Origin of the sequence: Acaryochloris marina MBIC11017 (assembly GCF_000018105.1) — a bacterium.
GTDB lineage: Bacteria > Cyanobacteriota > Cyanobacteriia > Thermosynechococcales > Thermosynechococcaceae > Acaryochloris > Acaryochloris marina.
Window position 1 is genome coordinate 5,460,607 of sequence record NC_009925.1, and the last position, 18,987, is coordinate 5,479,593.

The following is an 18,987-nucleotide window of genomic DNA, read 5'->3' on the forward strand; positions in this document are numbered from 1 at the left end:
ACAGTCCATGATAGAAATGGCATTTGGTTTCTTGGAGCGGAGATATCTTTGATGAGTAAAAACCCATTTAAAGAACAATTTGACAAATGGTGGAGCTTAGTCACAGCTAAAGAGACTTGGGACCAATTCAAGCAGTTCTTCCTTCTTCTATGGGAGATCGGCAAAGAGACCTTTTTAATGATTGGCTACGTCCTTTTCTTAGTTGTAGCTGCAATAGGCTGGCTTGGAGATCGTGTAGACGATATATCCGACAGTGTGAAATCTTTTCAAAACAAAGCTAGCGAGACCGAAGACGGCAATCTTGTAGCTGAAGCTGGGAAATCCTTGTTGCTAGCGACAAAGAAAGGGGCAGATAAAACCCTAGAGACAGCCAGAACCACCCTAGATATAAAAGTACCGGAAAAAAAAACTAAAGAGCCAGTAGCAGCCAAACCTGCAAGTAAGCCTGCCGCTGCACCGGCCCCAGCACCGGCTCCCAAAGCAGAAACCCCTGCTCCAGCGCCAGCCTCTACCCCGGCTCCAGCCCCCGCTAGCGAACCCAGTGCAGCTGAAGCTAGCAAGCCTGAAAGTTCAGGAGAAGAGGAAACTGTGCGAGTCGACGATCCTCAATAGTTTTAGTTTTTAATTTCTTTTACATATACAAATAAAAGTAATCCCCTATTGGTTAATCAATAGGGGATTTTTTGGGAATCCCATCCTGATGGCTCTGAAAAACCATAAAATCCAACAAAATCTTCTGGTGGGGATAGGCTAAAGGAAATATACCTTGGGCTTTTTGAGAATACCGCTTGCTCTCTTGAATTTGTTGAGGAGAGAAGAACCCCCAATCCCACCCTTCCATGAGTTCCAAGTCCGAGAGGGAAACCGTAAGCGGAGCATAGTAAACATGACGAACAACACCTGGATCGGGGTACAGATCAAATAGCTTGATATTAGAAGTCTGATAACCCAGTTCTTCTATCAACTCTCGATGAATGGCATCGTCAGGATGTTCACCCGGATCGCAATGCCCACCAAAAAATCCCCAATGTCCTGGATAGGCAATCCCTGGGATATCATCTCGAAGCTGCATTAAGTACTGATCTTGTTGATACAGGATTGCGATCGCAACGTCATGGGCATTGTCTTCAGAAGTCATGGGCATCTCCTGCATAATTCCTGAAATCCTAGCTTAAAGCGGCAAACAACACAGGCATTAGGCCATACAAAGCCCTAAATCTTTACCCCCTAATCTCTGAGCGAAATCCGGAACCAATCATTAGCGCCATTCGACGGTTATTTTAGGTATCCCATCCATTTCTCAATTCCCTGGATTGCAACCCCCTGAGCAAACTGGATTGCAGCCCATCTCTTATCGGGAAAGATGTATGCAACACCCCGCTAACTCTCGCCAACATCGCAAGTTTTGGCACAGACTCCGTAAAATCTTCTTCTTTATCCTGGCTAGCGTCACCAGCTTTATATTGGTTCTCGCGCTCTATCTATTTTGGCCCCGGCCTCTTCCGCCCTACGCTGAATCCTTTACCCTGATTGCTCATCGAGGGGTAAGTCAAACCTTTCCTCTGGGCAATTTGGAGAATGATACCTGCACAGCAAAAATCATTTATCCCCCCACACATCCCTATCTTGAAAATACGATCTCTTCGATTCAGGCGGCTTTTGACTATGGCGCAGACATGGTCGAAATTGATGTCCACCCCACCACCGACAATCAGTTAGCCGTGTTTCATGACTGGACCATCGACTGCCGCACCAATGGCCAAGGCATTACCCATGAACAAAATATAGCCACCCTCAAACAGCTTGATATTGGCTATGGTTACACTGCTGATGACGGCCAAACTTTCCCGTTTCGCGGCCAAGGGATTGGCTTAATGCCCACCTTTGATGAAGTGATGGCGGCATTTCCCAATCGCCAATTTTTAGTGGATCAAAAAGATACCTTTGAGAAAACCGTAAAGCTTTTAGCTGAGTCCCTACAGAAATATTCACCGCAACAGCGTCGCAATATTCATCTATTTTCAACGGATGCCAGATATGAGATCGCAAAAGCAACTGTCCCAGAACTGCAGAAGTTATTCCCCACCCGCAGGGAAGCCAAAGCCTGCGCCCCTCAATATCTATCCATGGTGTTTTCAGGTGAAATCTCCAAAGCCTGTAGACAATGTGCCTTGGGAATCCCGAGCAAAGTGCTGCCCTATGTCCCAGGTTGGCCGGGGTTATTTTTAACCAAAGCTCAAGAGGCAAACTTGAAGGTTTACGTCATTGAGGTTGATACACCTGAAGCGTTTGCCCAACTCAAAGGGCTGCCCTTAGATGGAATCATCACCAACCGCATTGAAGTTATCGGCCCTATGCTAAAGCAGTGAATAAAATTGACTATTTCACTGTCCTCCCCAGCTTAAATGGGGTAACTCTAGTAATCCCCCGTCAGCATTAGGCTGCCATGATTTGTCTTCTGCGGCTTGAAGATCAACTCACCATCATGACCCACAAAACGAATGTGGAGGTCTACGACTTTGACTTCGAGCTATTTTTTCAGTGCGGTCATCCCTACCATTGGGAAGGCCAACATCTATGCGTACTGCGTACAGGCGCAATTTCGGATTATCAAAACAGGTATGACGAATATCTGTCGAAGGGGTTACGCTTAATCAACTCAGCTGAGCAGCATGTTTTAGCGAGTGAACTTCCTGCCTGGTATTCCTATGTTCAAGAGTTCACACCCAGAAGTGTCTGCTTTGAGACCTTCCCATCCCTAGAAGAAATCAGCGATATCTTTTCATTTCCCATCTTTATCAAAGGAGCCCGACAAACTAGCCAGCACAATCCTGAGCTTTCAATCATCCCCACCCCAGCGGACTATGCAGATATTTCGCAGCGCTACCAAAATGATCCGATTCTCCACTGGCAAAAAATCGTTTTGCGAGAATTTATAGAACTTGCTCCTGCACCAGGAAGCGTTCCTGGGAAAATCCAACCCTCTTTGGAATTTCGCTCATTTTGGTGGAACGGTCACTGCGTTGGCTGGGGACAATATTGGTATCAACTCCCGCCATATTCCACCGAAGGAATTGATAAGGGACTGTCCATAGCCCAAGAAGCCGCCTCACGCCTAAAGATTCCTTTTTTGGTGATCGATATTGCAAAAACGATAGACGGGCAATGGATCATCATCGAATGCAATGATGCTCAAGAATCTGGCTACTCCAGTATTTCGCCCCAAGTGCTTTGGAGAAATATTCTTGACCTAGTTTAAGCGTAAATCCATAGGCTAATTCACATATGTCCCTCGAATCTCAGCAACTTATCTATGAACGGGTCACCCGAAATCATGCGAAAGAATTAGAGCCTATTTTGTGCGATCCAAAAGTCTATGAACATATGGATGATGGTATTGGACCAACGAGTGATGAGTTGCTAAAAGCCTTTACACTAAGAGAGCAGGGGCCTTCTGCTCATCGGCACAATGAAACCTGGGTTGACTATATTGTTCGTGACAAAGCTTCCCAAATCGCCATTGGCAGAGTAGAAGCTACAGTAATTGAACATCGTGCTGAAGTCGCCTATATTCTGGGGACTGCATACTGGAGGCAAGGCTATGGCAGTGAAGCATTAGTCTGGCTGCAAGATTTCGTGCAGGAACAATATAGCGTAAGGGAATTTTGGGCAACCGTTACCCCTGGGAACGAAGCTTCTAAACACCTGCTGCTAAAGCAAAGCTATGTTGAAATCTCTAATAAACCTTTACCCAAGGTGACCAGCTACGACGATGGTGACTGGGTATTCTTCCGAAGGGCCTTTTGGTAGCGATGCCTAGCTACTACCTGCAGCGGGCGGAGCATTGCACTTCACAAATCGAACTCTGCCCGCTGAACTCTATTTATTATCCTGTTATACCCTCACCCAAAGAATCAGCTTTATGAAGACGGTATAAGCTGGACAATCAACGCTCGTCGATCAAAAATTTGAACCTCACCCACCTTACTTAAATCATCGATCACTCTCTGCAGTAAATCGGTGGCGCGATCGCGATGTTGATGCTCTCGGCCTCGCAAACGGACTTGGAACTTAACACTGTCCCCTTTCTCTAACCATTGCAAGGCCCTGCTAATGCGAACCCCATAATCAGCCTCACCTACATTGGGGCGGAGTTTGACTTCTTTGAGGGAAGGTTTGGAAGAAGACTGTTTCTGCTTTTTTTTCTGCTCGTATCGATACTTACCAAAATCCATGATCTTGGCAACGGGTGCATCCTCTCGCTCGGAGACGATGACTAAGTCCAGTTTGGCTTGCTGAGCAAGGGCAAGGGCTTCTTGCGTATCAACAACGCCTTGTTTGGTTCCGGTTTGATCGATCAGTAGGACTTTTCTTGCACGGATTTTGCCGTTGATGTTGGGTTTTTTCAGAATAATGTTGACCTCAAATTGAAAACTATCAGTATTATATGTACTGAAATCATAACTGCTCTTACCCTCATTTGGTTCTATCTACAGGATGACTTAGGGTTAGTCATACCGTTGCTTTGTTTGATTTACCTAGGCCAGCAGGCATTAAAGTGGACCCCACTGATTGGGCAATTTTGATGAATTATTTAGTCAGTTGCAGAGCATCCTAATTTCGGGGTCGCCACGCCCTGTTCACATAGATAACCGTTATATGACCAGAGCTACGGGGTTAGGTACTCTGTGAGTTTTATCCATTGATGTTGGACGTTAAGATAGCGTGTTGCATTCGGATCTCAGCTGATCGATGGGCTTGATTGGTTGGCACCCCAATCGTCAATTCACCCACCAAGGAGTAGTAAGCCAAACGAGCACGAACCAGTGCTTCGGCTTCTGAAAACCCAATTTTCAGAAATAACGCTTTGGTGTAGTTGAGCCTTTTTTGATCAACTTGGGCAATGAGTTCAGCCACTTTCTGATCAGTCTTTGCCCAAGCACGAATCGCATTCTCAATTCTGCCATCGGCCAAACCGGGCATAAATTCGTTATCTGCGTAGGCGAGTTCCAATAGGTACAGTAACGTCGTTTTCGGATCCGCGTCGATTTGGTCGACTTGCTTAATAATGCCGTTGGTATCAAGCTCGACCCATTCAGCCAAGATGGCATCCAATAAATCATTTCGATTTTTAAAGTGCCAATAGAAGCTGCCTTTGGTCATGTTCATCCGCTTTGCCAACGGTTCAATTCGGACAGCTTCCACCCCCCCTTCTGCCAGAACCATCAACCCTGCATTAATCCAGTCTTGCCGCCCAAGCTTCGCGTCGGGGCTTTTCTTTTTTTTATTTTTTTCCATACGCCACCGTATTGACAACTTCGAAATCATAGCTTAAGTTAATCACATACGGCAGCGTATGGAGCGTTTTATGCATACGACGTGGCAAAGGCGAGCGATCCAGTTTCTAGGCTGGATAAGCCCGTTCGTCTTTGGTTTGGTTATTTTTTTTGTTAATGCTTAGTTTGGAGACTCCATCAATGGCTCAACCAGTAAATTCATCAACCATCAATCAGAGCTTAAGCCAAGTAAATAAGGACATTGCCCTTCGATTAGCGAAAGAAGGCTGGGGAACACAACCCAATTGGCAACACGTTTGGGATGAGTTGATGGCTCCCGATATCGTTTATCACTTTAATAGTTCGCCGGATAAAATTGTTGGTTTAGAAGCGAATAAACAGTTCAACAAAGACCTATTTATTGGATTTCCTAAAATCAAACAAACTATCGAAAATATTGTGGCCGAAGATGACGTGGTCATTTATCGATCAACCTTAGAGGGCAAGCAGTCTGGCCCTTTTTTAGGCATGCCTGCAACCCATAAAACAGTAAAGATAAATGATTTTACAATGCTCAAAATCAAAGATGGCAGGATCACTGAGTGGTGGTACGAAACCAACTTGCTATCTGCGATGCAGCAATTGGGACTAATGCCTGCTGCTTAGTCATTGCTGCAATGAATAGACCGACAACATGCTTGGGCGATGTATTTAGGAAATTCATTGCCCAATAAACTTTCCCTTCATCTTCAGGTCAGTAAATCATGAATTCCTTGGATGTGCTCCAGTTACAACCGTCACAGATTGTGGATGCTAGTGAAATTGCAGCAAAGGCATTTGAATCTGATCCAGTGTTTAGGTATCTAACATCAGACGATCCACACCTGCGATTTCAGGCTTTAACTTGGTTAACGAATCGAGTAATGACTTATTGCTCCCAGTATGAACAGATCTATACAACTTCAGACTTGCAAGGGGTTGCTGCCTGGTTACCTCCTGGTGAATTCTCTAGTAAACTGCTCCAGCAATTAAAGATGGTGTTGCAACTTCAGTTGTATCGATTGCCAGTAAAAGTGGGTTGGAATCGATTGGGGCGATGGCTCACTGTTCTATACCAAACTAAAATCGCTCATCAACAGGATATGGGGAATTGCCCCTGTTGGTATTTAGGGATGATGGTGGTACATCCAGCCAAACAGGGACAAGGGATAGGTAGTCAGCTACTGCAACCAATTTTGCAAAGGGCGAGTGATGAGGGCTTCCCCTGTTATGTCGTCACTTTTACAGAGCAGGCAGTGCGTTTCTACCAGAAAAATGGATTTGAAATCGCTCGCACACAAAAGTTTTCACCTAGTACACCGTCATTTTGGACACTCAAACGTCATCCGTAATCAATAATCTGGGGCCTCAATAAAAACATTACTTTTTGATATTGCAAAACAATCCTATTACAGCCAATAAACCCAACCCCCTACATCAGAATTACAAGATTCACGACAATTGATGTCCAGAAATATTATGTGGCTATTTTTCAGCGATACAACAGGTCAATCACCCCAATAAAAATAAGAAGTGATGTTCTGCTGAATGACTGAAACCCTGCATAGACTGGATCGGCAGCGAATATAGCAGAGACGTGTGAGCAATTTGGGTATTCTAAGTTACTCCTCAGAGATTTATTTAACTGGCGTTTGACACAGTAGAGATGAGCCTATTTCTCAGATACATTTTGGCTTTTATTATCGTTGTAGGCATTGCCATCAATTTCACTGTCTATTTCTCAGTCAAAATGCTTTGCCAGCCAGAACTCCTTTTTGAGCAAGTCCCGAGCATCAGTGATAGAAAATTCAAGAAAGCTTTCCATAAACTTAATGAATTGGGTGAGTCCCTTTATTTTTCTCACGAAGCCTTTTTTCTATTTCATGGCATAATTTTTGGACCACCCCTACTCTGCGCGTCATGGATCAATCCCCAGGAAAAAACAAGGATGTTGGTCTATTTGGGGAGTGGGATGAGGAATGTTGATTTTGTCACAAAATATAGTGACATTAGTAGTCTGACCACAGCCTCAACCAGCGATGCATTGCTACTCCCATATCCACCGTCCTATCATGTTCAAGCCTTTACGGGGATTGGCGTACATGCTCAATACTATCGACATCAAGAAGCAAGACAATTAATTGAGAAGACGTTAACGGTTAATCCCATTCATCAAAACCAGGATGTGGTGATTGAAGCATCGGTAGCCTTAAGGAAGCAGGCCCATCATATTATGGGTTTGCCCTATTGGTATTTAAGGGGTATCTACTGGTTTATTCGCAAGAATAATATAGTCAATCGGAAAATTATTGTGTAAGTTCTGCCAACAACACTCCAAGCCTCCAAACCTTAACGTAAAATCGAAAAAATCACAGCATTTCATCCATCGTTTCTGATTGCAGCGATCGCAACGCTGCCGTCATCGCCGCCCCCGCCATTGTCGTAATTAAAGGAATCTTATAGGCTAGAGCCGACCATCGAATCAAGCGACCATCAGCATGGGTATTGGTATATGGCTTAGAATATCCAAAAAACCTGAGATTAGCGGATTCGCGCCCATTGGATTAAGCAGACAACTGAACATATCGTCAGCAGAAAACGCACCTCAGGATCTCCACCTACAAGTGAACAGGGGCAAACATGAGAGGAAAACGCTGGTATAGGGCTCTAACAAATCATCTTTCTCACAGGCTTCGGCACTGGCAGTTACTGGTATTAGCCGCAGGTTTAACCTTTAGCATGGTGCTGTTGGGGTCCAGTGCAATTGCACAAATGGATCTTCCTCAAACTAAAGCTGAAACAGGACCAACCAATGCTGCCGTCTATCACTTTAAAGTGGGTGACTTTAAGGCCATGGTGGTGAGTGACGGTACCCTATCCTTTCCACCAAACTTCTTTGTACCCAAAGCCGACCCCAAGGCAGTGACAGCGGTACTGAAGGAACATTTTCTCGGAACCAAAGATGTTTTAGCCCATATCAATGCCCTGTACCTTGAAACCGATGAACACAAAGTGCTATTTGATACAGGCGCAGGGGCTGCCTTTGGTCCTACCGCTGGTCATCTACTGAAAAATCTTGAAGCAGCAGGTATTACAGCCCCAGAAATTGACACGGTCATTTTGACCCATGCTCACCCAGACCATATCGGCGGCATTGTAGACGATAAGGGCCAGCTGCGCTTACCCAATGCCCAGTTCTATATCTCCCAAGCAGAGTCTGACTTTTGGCTGGCGGACACTGTGGAGCTGCCCAAATCCCTATTCGACGAGGAAACAAAGGCTAGGACGATTAAGGGGGCAAAGGAGAGACTAAGCGCTATTCAAGATCGGACGACCCTATTTGCCATGGGCAGTGAGGTCATTCCCCATATTCAAGCGATTGATTCTAGTGGTCATACCCCCGGACAAGCTTCCTTCCTCATTACGTCTGGCGAAGAAAGTCTACTCACCACCGGAGATGTTTTCTTTAGCGACCCCCTTAACTTGGAAAACCCAGACTGGGAAGTGGCCTTTGATGGTGACCCTGAACAGGGGGTAATCGCCCGTCGTCAGTTATTGGAAACAGTTACAGCCCAACGCCGTCTGCTGCTGGTACCCCATATGCCCTTTCCAGGGCTGGGCCATGTCAGAACGCAAGGGGATGCCTATGGTTGGGAACCGATTGTCTGGCGGTTTGTCGTTTAGCTGATCCATTCAAAATCACTGCATTTGCAGATGATAGTCCTGAATGGCTTTTACATCCATGGTTTCTGATTGAAGCGATCGCAAGGCTGCTGCGGTCGCTTTTGCCCCTGCAATCGTGGTAATCAGGGGAATCTTATAGGCCAAAGCCGACCGTCGAATCAAGCGACCATCGGCATGGGCATCACTACCGGACGGGGTATTGAGAATCAGCTGTACCTGACGATTTTTAATTAAATCTAGAACATTGGGGCGACCTTCGTGCAGTTTAAGCACCGGGGCCACCTCAAACCCTTCAGCCTCCAGTACCTTTTGGGTGCCAGCGGTAGCCACTAGCTTGAACCCTAGTTCGATTAAATCCCTAGCAATGGGAATCACCGCTTGCTTATCTCGATCCGTCATGGAGACAAACACCGACCCTGACTGGGGTAAATCCTGATGGGCTGAGAACTGAGACTTGGCAAAGGCTTTGCCAAAATCCGTATCAATCCCCATTGCCTCACCTGTGGAGCGCATTTCAGGACCGAGGATAGTGTCGGTGCCAGGGAATTTAGCGAAGGGTAATACCGCTTCTTTTACAGAAATATGCTGAGGAATTCGCTCCTCTTTAATCCCTAGATCAGCAAGGGTTTGCCCCGACATTAACCGCGCCGCCACCTGGGCCAAGGGTAAGCCAATGGCCTTAGAAACAAAGGGTACCGTGCGGGAGGCTCTGGGGTTGGCTTCTAAGATATATACTTGCTCTCCCTGGACCGCAAACTGGAGGTTCATTAACCCAATCACATTCAGCTGCTGAGCCAGTTGCTTACTCCATTCTCGGATAGTTGCTAGGGTTTCTTCCCCTAGAGACAAAGTAGGTATAGCACAAGCTGAATCCCCCGAATGGACGCCTGCCTGCTCGATATGCTCCATAATGCCGCCGATGACGACTTCGCCAGTACGGTCTGCGATCGCATCCACATCCACCTCAATGGCATCTTCCAAAAACTTGTCGATCAGGATGGGATGATCGGGTTCCACCTGCACTGCAAAGGTCATATAGCGTTCAAGCTCTTCATCGGAATAGACAATCTCCATCGCCCGTCCCCCCAGAACATAGCTAGGCCGCACCACCACGGGATATTGAATCCGCTGAGCTACTTCCGTTGCTTCCTGATTACTGCGGGCAATTCCATTCGGTGGCTGAGTGATGTTGAGGGTATGGAGAATCTGCTCAAATCGCTCCCGGTCCTCAGCAATATCAATGGAGTCTGGTGACGTGCCCCAGATCTTGGGACCATCGGGCTTCCCTTGCAGGTAGGTTTGCAACGGCACCGCCAACTTCAAAGGGGTCTGTCCGCCAAACTGAATAATAATCCCTTCTGGATTTTCCGCTTCCAGAATATTGAGAACATCCTCTTTCGTCAGTGGTTCAAAATACAGGCGATCGCTAGTGTCATAGTCCGTGGAGACCGTTTCCGGGTTGGAATTGACCATAATCGTCTCGAAATCGTCCGCCTGCAGAGCATAAGAGGCATGGCAACAGCAGTAGTCAAACTCAATACCCTGACCAATTCTGTTCGGCCCTGACCCCAAAATCATCACCTTGCGGCGATCGGAGGGTAACACCTCCGATTCCTGCTCATAGGTGGAATAGTAATAGGGCGTTAAAGCCTCAAACTCCGCCGCACAGGTATCCACGGTTTTATAAGCCGGAACTACCCCCAACTGCTTGCGATAGTTGCGAACTTCATCTTCATTGGATTGGGTAGCAAAGGCAATCTGCGGATCACTAAAGCCCTGCTGCTTAATCTGCCACATCAGATCAGCAGTCAGATCATATAGGTTGGTTTGCTTAAGATACTCTTCCGTCGTTAACAGATCCTGAAAATGCCAGAGGAACCAGGGGTCAATCCCAGTAATGTCGTAAATTTCTTCGACGCTCAGTCCTGCCTGCAAGGCATGGCGAACGGTATAGATGCGCTCAGGATTGGGATTCCGTAAACTCGCCCGAATCTGCTCTAGACTCGGCAGGTTCTCAGCCTGGTCACAGCCCCAGCCAAATCGCCCTGTCTCCAAAGACCGCAACGCCTTTTGAAAGGATTCTTGGAAGGTGCGACCAATGGCCATCGCCTCGCCCACCGACTTCATCTGTGTGGTTAAGGCCGGTTCAGACCCAGGAAACTTCTCAAAGGCAAATCGGGGAATCTTGGTGACCACATAGTCAATACTGGGTTCAAAGCTGGCTGGGGTTTTGCGGGTAATATCATTGGGAATCTCGCTGAGGGCGTAGCCCACCGCCAATTTGGCTGCAAACTTTGCGATCGGGAATCCAGTGGCTTTGGACGCCAGGGCCGAGGATCGAGACACTCGGGGATTCATCTCAATTACGATCACTTCGCCATCGATGGGATTGACCGCAAACTGAATATTCGATCCCCCCGTTTCCACTCCAATTTCGCGGATAATCTTGATCGAAGCATCTCGTAGGCGCTGGTATTCCTTGTCCGTCAGGGTCTGGGCCGGAGCAACAGTAATCGAGTCTCCCGTATGCACCCCCATGGGATCAATGTTCTCGATGGAGCAAATAATCACCACATTGTCGGCCAGGTCCCGCATGACCTCCAATTCATACTCTTTCCAGCCAATCAAGGATTTCTCAATCAAAATCTGAGAAACGGGGCTGGCATCCAGACCGCTCTGGGCAATGGCTTCAAATTCTTCTTGGTTGTAGGCAATACCCCCGCCTGTGCCTCCCAAAGTGAAGGCAGGACGGACAATTAAAGGATAAGTACCAATCTCCTGGGCAATTTGTTGGGATTCCGCCATGGTCTCGGCCAAGCCTGACGGGCAAACACCTAAGCCAATCCGCTCCATGGCTTCTTTAAACAGCTTGCGGTCTTCCGCCATTTCAATGGCCGGAAGCTTGGCTCCAATCAGTTCGACATTGTATTGGTCTAAGACCCCTGTCTTTGCTAGGGTCACCGCCAAGTTTAAAGCCGTTTGGCCTCCCATGGTTGGAAGTAAGGCATCAGGCCGCTCTTTGGCGATAACCTTTTCCACCAATTCGGGGGTCAGGGGTTCAATATAGATCCGCTCCGCTGTTTCTGGATCCGTCATAATCGTGGCGGGATTAGAGTTAATCAGTACCACTTCATAGCCTTCGTCCCGCAGAGCTTTGCAGGCTTGGGTCCCAGAATAGTCAAATTCGCAGGCTTGCCCAATCACAATTGGCCCAGAACCAATCAGCAGGATTTTGTGCAGATCTTCACGGCGAGACATAAGCTAAGGGCTTCTCAGAAATAGGCAGGTTGGGAACTTGAGGATGAGTAAGGATAAATCTTGCTCAGGTGTAGTCAGGGACCTCAATTTCCACTTCTAAGGATTGTGACATCCTCTGGTTTTAACCGCTAGTCAATCTTGATGATTCGGTATCTAGAATGGATTTCAACAGGTCCCTGTATCAACATTTGTAATCCGTCTAACTAGCACCAAGGTAGAAACCCTGTTTAGGATACTGCCTACATGGGGATTGGAGATGTAAAACTCTTTCTGAAAAGAGGTGAGCCATCTCAATTCACGATGGGATGATGAATGATGATAACTCGGGCTACTTCTAGTGAATCTCGGGAGAAAGTTTCAAATTGTGCCTCTAAATAATCCTTGAGGGCGGACGAGGAGGACTAACACCATAGCTAAGAGCGCGATCGCAAGTTTGTATTCCGTGGGCAGCCAGTAGGTGCTAACTTCTTGGGCGATACCGATGACCATTGCACCTGCGATCGCACCGTAAGGATTGCCAATACCACCCAGGACCACCGAAGCAAACATGGGCAAAATCAAAAACCAACCCATATTCGGTCGCACCGCCGTAATCAGGCCATACATGCCCCCACTTAAGGCAGTTAAGCCTCCAGCCAACACCCAGGTCCACAACACCACCCGGTTAACATCAATCCCTGAGACGCTGGCAAGATCAATATCATCCGCCACAGCTCGCATTGCTTTACCAATTTTGGTGTATTGCAACAGGCAGTGCAGACCGACTACCGCCAAAATCGCCAGACCAATCACAATCAAACGATAGTAGGGGATTTTGACCACGCCCAAGATTTCAGCTGCCTTGGCAACCGGCAAGTCATAGCTTTTATTGCCGCCGCCCCAGATAAAAATAATGCCGTTGCGAATAAATAGGGCAAGGCCAATCGAAATAATGATTAAGGTGGTGGATGTGGCTCTGCGATCGCGCATCTTCGCCCAGATCAAAAACTCGCAAATCAAGAATCCGCCAATCGTGACGATCGTAGCCAGAATAATCGAGATCCAAACATTGGCTTGGGCAAACAAACTATCTAACCAATCCACCCCAAACACCACATGGTTTAGGACCTGGGTATTAAACAGAAAGGTCAGAAATGCCCCCGTAGTCATAAAGTCCCCGTGGGCAAAATTCGGCAAACGGAGAATGCCATAGGTGAGGGTGAGGCCGACAGCCGCGAGGGCAATAATGCTGCCCACGGCAATTCCATTAATAAAAAGCTGCGCCAGATCTAGAACTAGATCCATTCCTACTGTTCCTGTTATGGGTCAATGCTTAGGCGGTGCAGCGTCTACTCACTTTTCATTCGCGCTAAGCATGAAAATCATACAACTTCAGGTCCCAGAACGCATGGGGATCGGGTTTTCCCAATATCAATCGCTAGATGTTTAGGATCTTGCTTAATGATGTTCTTTGCAGTCCTAGCCGCTAATGTCCTCAACGCCTGAAGATAGCCCTATCTCCCAAAAACTAGGCTGCTATAAATACTCAATAGATAGCTGCATTCTCATCAAGGCCAATGTTGAAGCAGTGACTTCTGTGATCAGGGAGTATTTTGAGCTTGAAATGCTTTCCCACTGTACGTTGTCAGATTACATTGATGCTGAAAAAGGGGCTTGGAATGCAGTAGAGCGTCAGCGACAAGTCAGATACCTCCGGTAAAACCGGAGGCTTGAATTAGAACCCCTTAAAGGGGATTTGGGCTACGCCCGAAACAAGTTCAATTGCTCAAGCTTTTGCTCCTCTTGTTCCTGATGTCTGATATATCGACGAATCACTTCCTCATCTCTGCCGACTGTTGAGACAAAATACCCTCTAGACCAAAACTTATGGCCTGTCGCATTCCGGCTATTGCCTAACTCTCGAGCGATATAAATGGCACTCTTACCTTTTACATAGCCCACCACATTGGACACAGAGTATTTCGGCGGAATACTCAACAACATATGAACATGATCTAGCATTAAATGGCCTTCTTCTATGGCACTCTCTTTATGTCGTGCCAGTTCATGAAATATATCACCTAAATTCTGCCTAATTCGTCCATATATTCTTCTCTTTCGATATTTCGGCACAAATACTACATGATATTTGCATTCCCACACACTATGGGATAACTTGCGATATGTCATTCTGTCTCCTTTGAAGACTTCAAAGGAGACCTTTCTACCGCGGTATAGGTGGAACCTGACGAGTCCTGCGCTCAAAGCGCAGGCTTATACAGGATAGTTAGACAATCTAGCCAAAGCGAACCATTTCCCTCAATACAAAGGGCAATACCAGTATGGCGTTTTAAAGGGCATCAATGGACTATTTTATGGCTATCTGGAGCGGAAGAGGCTCTTGCTTTTGCTCTATCGTTATTGTTACAAACCACAGTCATCACTTTCTATGACAGTGATAATGCTAATTACAAAGCGTTCAAAGTATTTGGAAACGAGTGCCTGCTTGAGCACTATTTGTATGGAGCTGAGTGTGGAGAAATCCCTCCCAACTATTGGGACATCATTTTCGAAGACTACGATGCAGATACTTTTTGGTACCGCGTTCACCACTTCAAAAGTGTGATTAGATCTGTAGATGAAACTGAATTAAGACAGGCCGCTATTTCAAGAAAATGGGATTGGGACGATCGGGGCTTTTTAGATACTTGCCTCAGATATTTTGAGGCTTACATTCCCTTGCTGGAAGAAACGCCACATCATTACCGCAGCGAAGACAGAACAACCTTTCATCAATGGGATAACAATATTGCGCGGCTCGATCTCATCCTTATGCCCTCTAACTGGAAATATCTAGATTGGACAATCCCCAAACAGGTCCTATGAGAACAGTTCCAACCATTGGTTCTGTGGGATTTTGGTAAGTCCGATTTTGTTGAAGGTTGTCAACAAACTGGCAGATTACAAAAGATAATGCTGGAAACCTATCATTTTGACTCCACTCAGAGTAGCAGTTCAAACAGATCGGTTTGCTACACCCCCATCAGCAATACCATGGCTTATGAACATCGATAGCGAGCAAAAGCGTTATCGTCACTGATCGCAGATAGAGTATTTCGATCCTCCGAAAGCTGAAATTCTCTTTCACTCAGCCATGTTTCGCCTTCGCCAGATAACTCAACCTTCACTTTCAAGGTTGTCTTCCCGTCACTTACAACCTCTTTAATAGGCCCCTGACTTTCATAAAACTGAATCTGATTTGGCCCTATCTCAAGCCTAGTCTCGCTAGCCTGGGAATTACATTGCTCTAAATCAGCCTGCCATACCCCTTGAAAAGCTTGAGGAACGTCCTCATACTGCTTTACTTGAGCCAAAGTTGTATTGGCCGATGTTTCAGACTGTTCTGGTTCTAAAGCATTACCAGGGCTGGGGGATTCAGAACTGAGGGATTCAGAGTTTGTTGATGATGTATCAGGGGTTTGACTTGTGGAGCATCCTCCAATAGCAACCATTAGGGAAGTTATACAGACAACCGTAACTACACCAAAGTATCGGGAGAAGCGTTTTGAATTCAGCATGGATCAAAGATATTATTTCCCCACCATAACAATATTGAGATGAGCGATTGCAGCGGTTATGGCCATGATGATCAAAGACCGTGTCTAGGCCGTGATGGCATCCCAATCAACAAGACAGGGGGCACACACTCCAATCACTTAGGTATAAGAAATAAATTTTAGGTGCAATAAGTTAGGTGTAAAACACTGAAAATCAGGGATATTTACACCTGTTTTTTGCGAATTGAAACAGATCAAGACATGGACGATGCGAAGGGCAGTTCCTGATTGAGTTTGCCACTAACAAAGCCTTCTAAATCGAGAGTGACGTAAGTAAAGCCATAGCCCTTGAAGGCTTCTACAAGTTCAGCCAGATCGGTGTTTTGGATAAAAGTTGGAATCTCCGCAGCCGGGAGTTCGATGCGAGCGGTATCGGCTTGAGATCGCACCCTTAGCGTCGACCATCCCAAATGACGAAGATAGCGCTCTGCCTGTCCCACCCGTCGCAATTTCTCAACCGTGATTTCTTCACCATAAGGAAAACGAGAACTCAAACAAGGCTGAGCCGGTTTATCCCACCAGGGTAACCCCAACAACTTTGAGATTTCTCGCACTTCAAGCTTCGTGATCCCCACTTCTGCCAGGGGTGATCTCGTGCCGCGCTCCTTCGCCGCCCGAATGCCTGGGCGATAATCCTGGAGATCATCTGCATTCACCCCATCCACAACATAAGCATAGCCCCATTCTGAAGCTAGGGGCTTTAAGGCATCGTAAAGTTCACTTTTGCAGAAATAGCAGCGATTCACCGGATTCGTCGTGTAATTGGGATTATCCATTTCATGGGTGGCAACCACTTCATGGGAAATACCAATATCAGCCGCTTGTACTTGAGCATCTTCAAAATCTTCTGGCAGCAGGGAGGGTGAATTAGCAGTAATCGCTAAAGCTTTATACCCCAGCACATCAAATGCCACTTTTGCCACTAAAGTGCTATCAATGCCTCCTGAATAAGCAATCAGCGCACGTTCCATTTGGGCAAAGAGGGTTTGCAGTTGTTGCAGCTTATCCTGAACCGTCATCAGCCCTTAGTTATGACTCCTATTCCTACAGTCTAATGGTCCTCAGGGAAAAAGGTTGACTCATAAAAGATGGGTGGGATAACCAAGAGTGATTATGATAGAATTAGCGTTTTGAGAAATCACGGATCGCGTATGGCTTTGTTGCAAGAAAAGAAACACGAAATTATTAATGCCTATCAAGTCCACGAGACCGATACAGGCTCAGCAGACGTCCAGGTTGCCATGCTAACTGAGCGGATCAGCAAGCTTAGTGAACATCTCAAGACCAACAAAAAAGACCATTCTTCCCGTCGGGGCCTTTTGAAAATGATTGGTCAGCGTAAGCGCCTGTTGACCTATATCATGAAAAAAGATCAAGCCCATTACCGTGAGCTAATTAAACGCTTGGGTATTCGGGGTTAACGGTACTTTTTTTATCCCATGGCTCCTAAAACTGAAGGTAATAACACGAATAACAAGGCTGGCTTCGGTTTAGACTTAGCCGATGCCTCGGCTACTGATAACAAGAAGAAAGCCAAATCTGCTCCTAAGCTATCTGCTAAAGCTTCTAAATCAAAGAAAAAGCAGAAAAAAGCTAAGGGGAAGAAGCGAGACGCTCCCTCTTCAGTTATTCCTAAAGTTGTGAGCAACCGGATGCTTAGGCGTGTTGGGATCTTTTCCGGAATTCCCACACTATTGGCTTTTCTGACTATCCCAGCTAGCTACTTCATTACTGAGCAAGGATGGGTAGAGTTTCCCAGTACCGTAGTGCTATTCATAAGCGTTACCTGTCTTGGACTCGGTCTCGTAGGTGTCAGTTATGGGATCATTTCTGCCTCCTGGGATGAAGAGCTAAAGGGATCGGCCCTTGGGATTAGCGAATTCAAACTGAACTTAGGCCGGATTCAAGAGCGTCGCCGCATTCAAAAGGAAGAGCGAAAACGCCTCAAAGAAGAAAAAGCGAAAGAAGAGGCTAAGGCAGAGAAGGCATCGGCTAAAGCAGAATCGACTTCACCTAAAACTACAGCCGAAACCTCTGAAGAGGAGTCAGCTAGCTCGTAAGGAGTCCTCCATGATCATCGTCTTCAAAAGCGGTGCACCTGACGCAGAAATTCAGTCCCTCGATCAAGAAATGCGGGATTGGGGGCTGACGCCAGAGAAAATTGTGGGGCAACATAAGGTTGTGATTGGCCTTGTCGGTGAGACGGCTGAACTTGATCCCGATCAGATTAAGGATCTAAACCCTTGGATTGAATCCGTCCTGCGGGTCGAGAAACCCTATAAGCGGGTTAGCCGAGAATATCGCCATGGTGAAGCTAGTCGCGTAGAGGTACCGACGCCTAAAGGGTCTGTGTTCTTTGGTGAGCCAGATCCGATTGTGCTGGTTGCTGGTCCCTGCTCTGTTGAGAACGAAGAAATGATTGTGGAGACGGCCCAGCGGGTTGCTGCGGCAGGGGCGTCTTTTTTGCGAGGGGGTGCCTATAAACCTCGAACCTCCCCCTATGCCTTTCAAGGTCATGGTGAGAGTGCGCTCGGTTTACTAGCTGCAGCCCGCGAGGCATCTGGATTGGGGATCATTACTGAAGTCATGGACACAGCCGATGTGGAGAAAGTGGCCGAGGTTGCTGATGTGCTCCAAATTGGGGCTCGCAATATGCAGAACTTCCCTCTCCTTAAAGCTGCTGGTGCCCAACCCAAGCCCGTATTACTAAAGCGAGGGTTATCCGCCACCATTGATGAATGGTTGATGGCTGCAGAATATATCTTGGCAGCCGGGAATTCCAATGTGATTCTATGTGAGCGAGGTATCCGCACGTTTGATCGACAGCATCTACGGAATACATTGGATCTCGCAGCAGTCGCCGTATTGCGAACCCTAACCCATCTCCCCATTATGGTTGATCCCAGTCATGGCACGGGTTGGGCAAGGTTTGTCCCGGCCTTGGCTAAAGCTGCGATCGCAGTTGGTACTGACTCCCTGATGATTGAAGTCCATCCCAACCCCGCTAAAGCGCTCTCAGACGGTCCTCAATCTTTGACCCCCGATCAATTTGATGCATTGACTCAAGAGTTAGGGGTGATTGGGCAGGCGGTCGGTCGCTGGCCTCAAGCCCTTGCTGCAGCAACGGCCTAAGA

Annotated in this window: 21 protein-coding genes; 13 read left to right on the forward strand and 8 right to left on the reverse strand. The window is 46.9% G+C overall.

Annotated elements, in window-relative coordinates; translation table 11 throughout:
- The first annotated feature begins 51 nt into the window (after positions 1-51).
- Positions 52-612 carry a hypothetical protein gene (locus AM1_RS42310; RefSeq protein WP_238549066.1) on the forward strand — a complete coding sequence of 187 codons (561 nt, stop codon included), beginning with the start codon at positions 52-54 and terminating at the stop codon, positions 610-612.
- 52 nt (positions 613-664) lie between these two features.
- Here AM1_RS42310 and AM1_RS24460 read toward each other — a convergent pair whose 3' ends face one another.
- The gene (locus tag AM1_RS24460; protein ID WP_012165599.1) at positions 665-1,138 is read right to left on the reverse strand and encodes an NUDIX hydrolase; all 474 of its coding nucleotides are present in this window, start codon (positions 1,136-1,138) and stop codon (positions 665-667) included.
- 229 nt (positions 1,139-1,367) lie between these two features.
- On the opposite strand from AM1_RS24460, the gene AM1_RS24465 reads away from it, so the two are divergent.
- From AM1_RS24465 to AM1_RS24475, 3 genes are all read left to right on the forward strand, one after another.
- Positions 1,368-2,369 carry a glycerophosphodiester phosphodiesterase family protein gene (locus tag AM1_RS24465; RefSeq protein ID WP_012165600.1) on the forward strand — a complete coding sequence of 334 codons (1,002 nt, stop codon included), beginning with the start codon at positions 1,368-1,370 and terminating at the stop codon, positions 2,367-2,369.
- A gap of 77 nt (positions 2,370-2,446) precedes the next feature.
- Positions 2,447-3,259: an ATP-grasp domain-containing protein gene (locus AM1_RS24470; protein ID WP_012165601.1), complete on the forward strand. Its 813-nt coding sequence runs from the start codon at positions 2,447-2,449 to the stop codon at positions 3,257-3,259.
- A 26-nt stretch (positions 3,260-3,285) separates the two neighbouring features.
- A complete protein-coding gene (locus AM1_RS24475; RefSeq protein ID WP_012165602.1) occupies positions 3,286-3,810 on the forward strand; it encodes a GNAT family N-acetyltransferase in 525 nt (174 codons plus the stop codon).
- A 110-nt stretch (positions 3,811-3,920) separates the two neighbouring features.
- On the opposite strand, the gene infC is transcribed toward AM1_RS24475, so the two are convergent.
- Together infC and AM1_RS24485 are read right to left on the reverse strand one after the other, a co-directional pair.
- Complete coding sequence (infC, locus tag AM1_RS24480) at positions 3,921-4,490, reverse strand: translation initiation factor IF-3 (protein ID WP_315875434.1); 570 nt, start codon at positions 4,488-4,490, stop codon at positions 3,921-3,923.
- 205 nt (positions 4,491-4,695) lie between these two features.
- On the reverse strand, positions 4,696-5,298 hold the full coding sequence (locus AM1_RS24485) for a TetR/AcrR family transcriptional regulator (protein WP_012165604.1): 603 nt from the start codon (positions 5,296-5,298) through the stop codon (positions 4,696-4,698).
- A 179-nt stretch (positions 5,299-5,477) separates the two neighbouring features.
- Here AM1_RS24485 and AM1_RS24490 point away from each other — a divergent pair, with 179 nt between their 5' ends.
- The 4 genes from AM1_RS24490 to AM1_RS24505 all read left to right on the forward strand — a co-directional run bounded on the left by AM1_RS24490 (position 5,478) and on the right by AM1_RS24505 (position 8,999).
- Positions 5,478-5,942 carry an ester cyclase gene (locus AM1_RS24490; protein WP_012165605.1) on the forward strand — a complete coding sequence of 155 codons (465 nt, stop codon included), beginning with the start codon at positions 5,478-5,480 and terminating at the stop codon, positions 5,940-5,942.
- A 98-nt stretch (positions 5,943-6,040) separates the two neighbouring features.
- A complete protein-coding gene (locus tag AM1_RS24495) occupies positions 6,041-6,667 on the forward strand; it encodes a GNAT family N-acetyltransferase (RefSeq protein WP_012165606.1) in 627 nt (208 codons plus the stop codon).
- A gap of 620 nt (positions 6,668-7,287) precedes the next feature.
- A complete protein-coding gene (locus tag AM1_RS41215) occupies positions 7,288-7,632 on the forward strand; it encodes a hypothetical protein (RefSeq protein WP_148215821.1) in 345 nt (114 codons plus the stop codon).
- A gap of 455 nt (positions 7,633-8,087) precedes the next feature.
- Positions 8,088-8,999, forward strand: a complete 912-nt coding sequence (locus AM1_RS24505; RefSeq protein ID WP_012165610.1) for an MBL fold metallo-hydrolase — start codon at positions 8,088-8,090, stop codon at positions 8,997-8,999.
- Positions 9,000-9,014: 15 nt separating this feature from the next.
- On the opposite strand, the gene carB is transcribed toward AM1_RS24505, so the two are convergent.
- Positions 9,015-12,257, reverse strand: a complete 3,243-nt coding sequence (gene carB / locus AM1_RS24510; RefSeq protein ID WP_012165611.1) for a carbamoyl-phosphate synthase large subunit — start codon at positions 12,255-12,257, stop codon at positions 9,015-9,017.
- A 357-nt stretch (positions 12,258-12,614) separates the two neighbouring features.
- Positions 12,615-13,541 (reverse strand): branched-chain amino acid ABC transporter permease, encoded by a 927-nt coding sequence (locus AM1_RS24515; protein WP_010478703.1) that lies wholly within the window; start codon positions 13,539-13,541, stop codon positions 12,615-12,617.
- 184 nt (positions 13,542-13,725) lie between these two features.
- Here AM1_RS24515 and AM1_RS24520 point away from each other — a divergent pair, with 184 nt between their 5' ends.
- Positions 13,726-13,956, forward strand: a complete 231-nt coding sequence (locus AM1_RS24520) for a hypothetical protein (RefSeq protein ID WP_012165612.1) — start codon at positions 13,726-13,728, stop codon at positions 13,954-13,956.
- 41 nt (positions 13,957-13,997) lie between these two features.
- Here the strand turns inward: AM1_RS24520 and tnpA are convergent, their stop codons facing one another.
- Complete coding sequence (gene tnpA / locus AM1_RS24525) at positions 13,998-14,426, reverse strand: IS200/IS605-like element ISAcma39 family transposase (protein ID WP_012164419.1); 429 nt, start codon at positions 14,424-14,426, stop codon at positions 13,998-14,000.
- A gap of 48 nt (positions 14,427-14,474) precedes the next feature.
- Here tnpA and AM1_RS24530 point away from each other — a divergent pair, with 48 nt between their 5' ends.
- Positions 14,475-15,122 carry a hypothetical protein gene (locus AM1_RS24530; protein ID WP_041660449.1) on the forward strand — a complete coding sequence of 216 codons (648 nt, stop codon included), beginning with the start codon at positions 14,475-14,477 and terminating at the stop codon, positions 15,120-15,122.
- Positions 15,123-15,295: 173 nt separating this feature from the next.
- Here AM1_RS24530 and AM1_RS24535 read toward each other — a convergent pair whose 3' ends face one another.
- A complete protein-coding gene (locus AM1_RS24535) occupies positions 15,296-15,814 on the reverse strand; it encodes a hypothetical protein (protein WP_041660451.1) in 519 nt (172 codons plus the stop codon).
- Positions 15,815-16,047: 233 nt separating this feature from the next.
- Complete coding sequence (larE, locus tag AM1_RS24540; RefSeq protein WP_012165615.1) at positions 16,048-16,872, reverse strand: ATP-dependent sacrificial sulfur transferase LarE; 825 nt, start codon at positions 16,870-16,872, stop codon at positions 16,048-16,050.
- A 132-nt stretch (positions 16,873-17,004) separates the two neighbouring features.
- On the opposite strand from larE, the gene rpsO reads away from it, so the two are divergent.
- Genes rpsO through aroF form a run of 3 tightly spaced genes read left to right on the forward strand, consistent with a single transcriptional unit; the run spans position 17,005 to position 18,985 of the window.
- A complete protein-coding gene (rpsO, locus tag AM1_RS24545) occupies positions 17,005-17,274 on the forward strand; it encodes a 30S ribosomal protein S15 (protein WP_012165616.1) in 270 nt (89 codons plus the stop codon).
- 18 nt (positions 17,275-17,292) lie between these two features.
- Positions 17,293-17,913, forward strand: a complete 621-nt coding sequence (locus AM1_RS24550) for a PAM68 family protein (protein ID WP_012165617.1) — start codon at positions 17,293-17,295, stop codon at positions 17,911-17,913.
- Positions 17,914-17,923: 10 nt separating this feature from the next.
- Positions 17,924-18,985, forward strand: coding sequence for a 3-deoxy-7-phosphoheptulonate synthase (gene aroF / locus AM1_RS24555; protein ID WP_012165618.1), 1,062 nt, complete (start codon positions 17,924-17,926; stop codon positions 18,983-18,985).
- Positions 18,986-18,987: the final 2 nt, after the last annotated feature.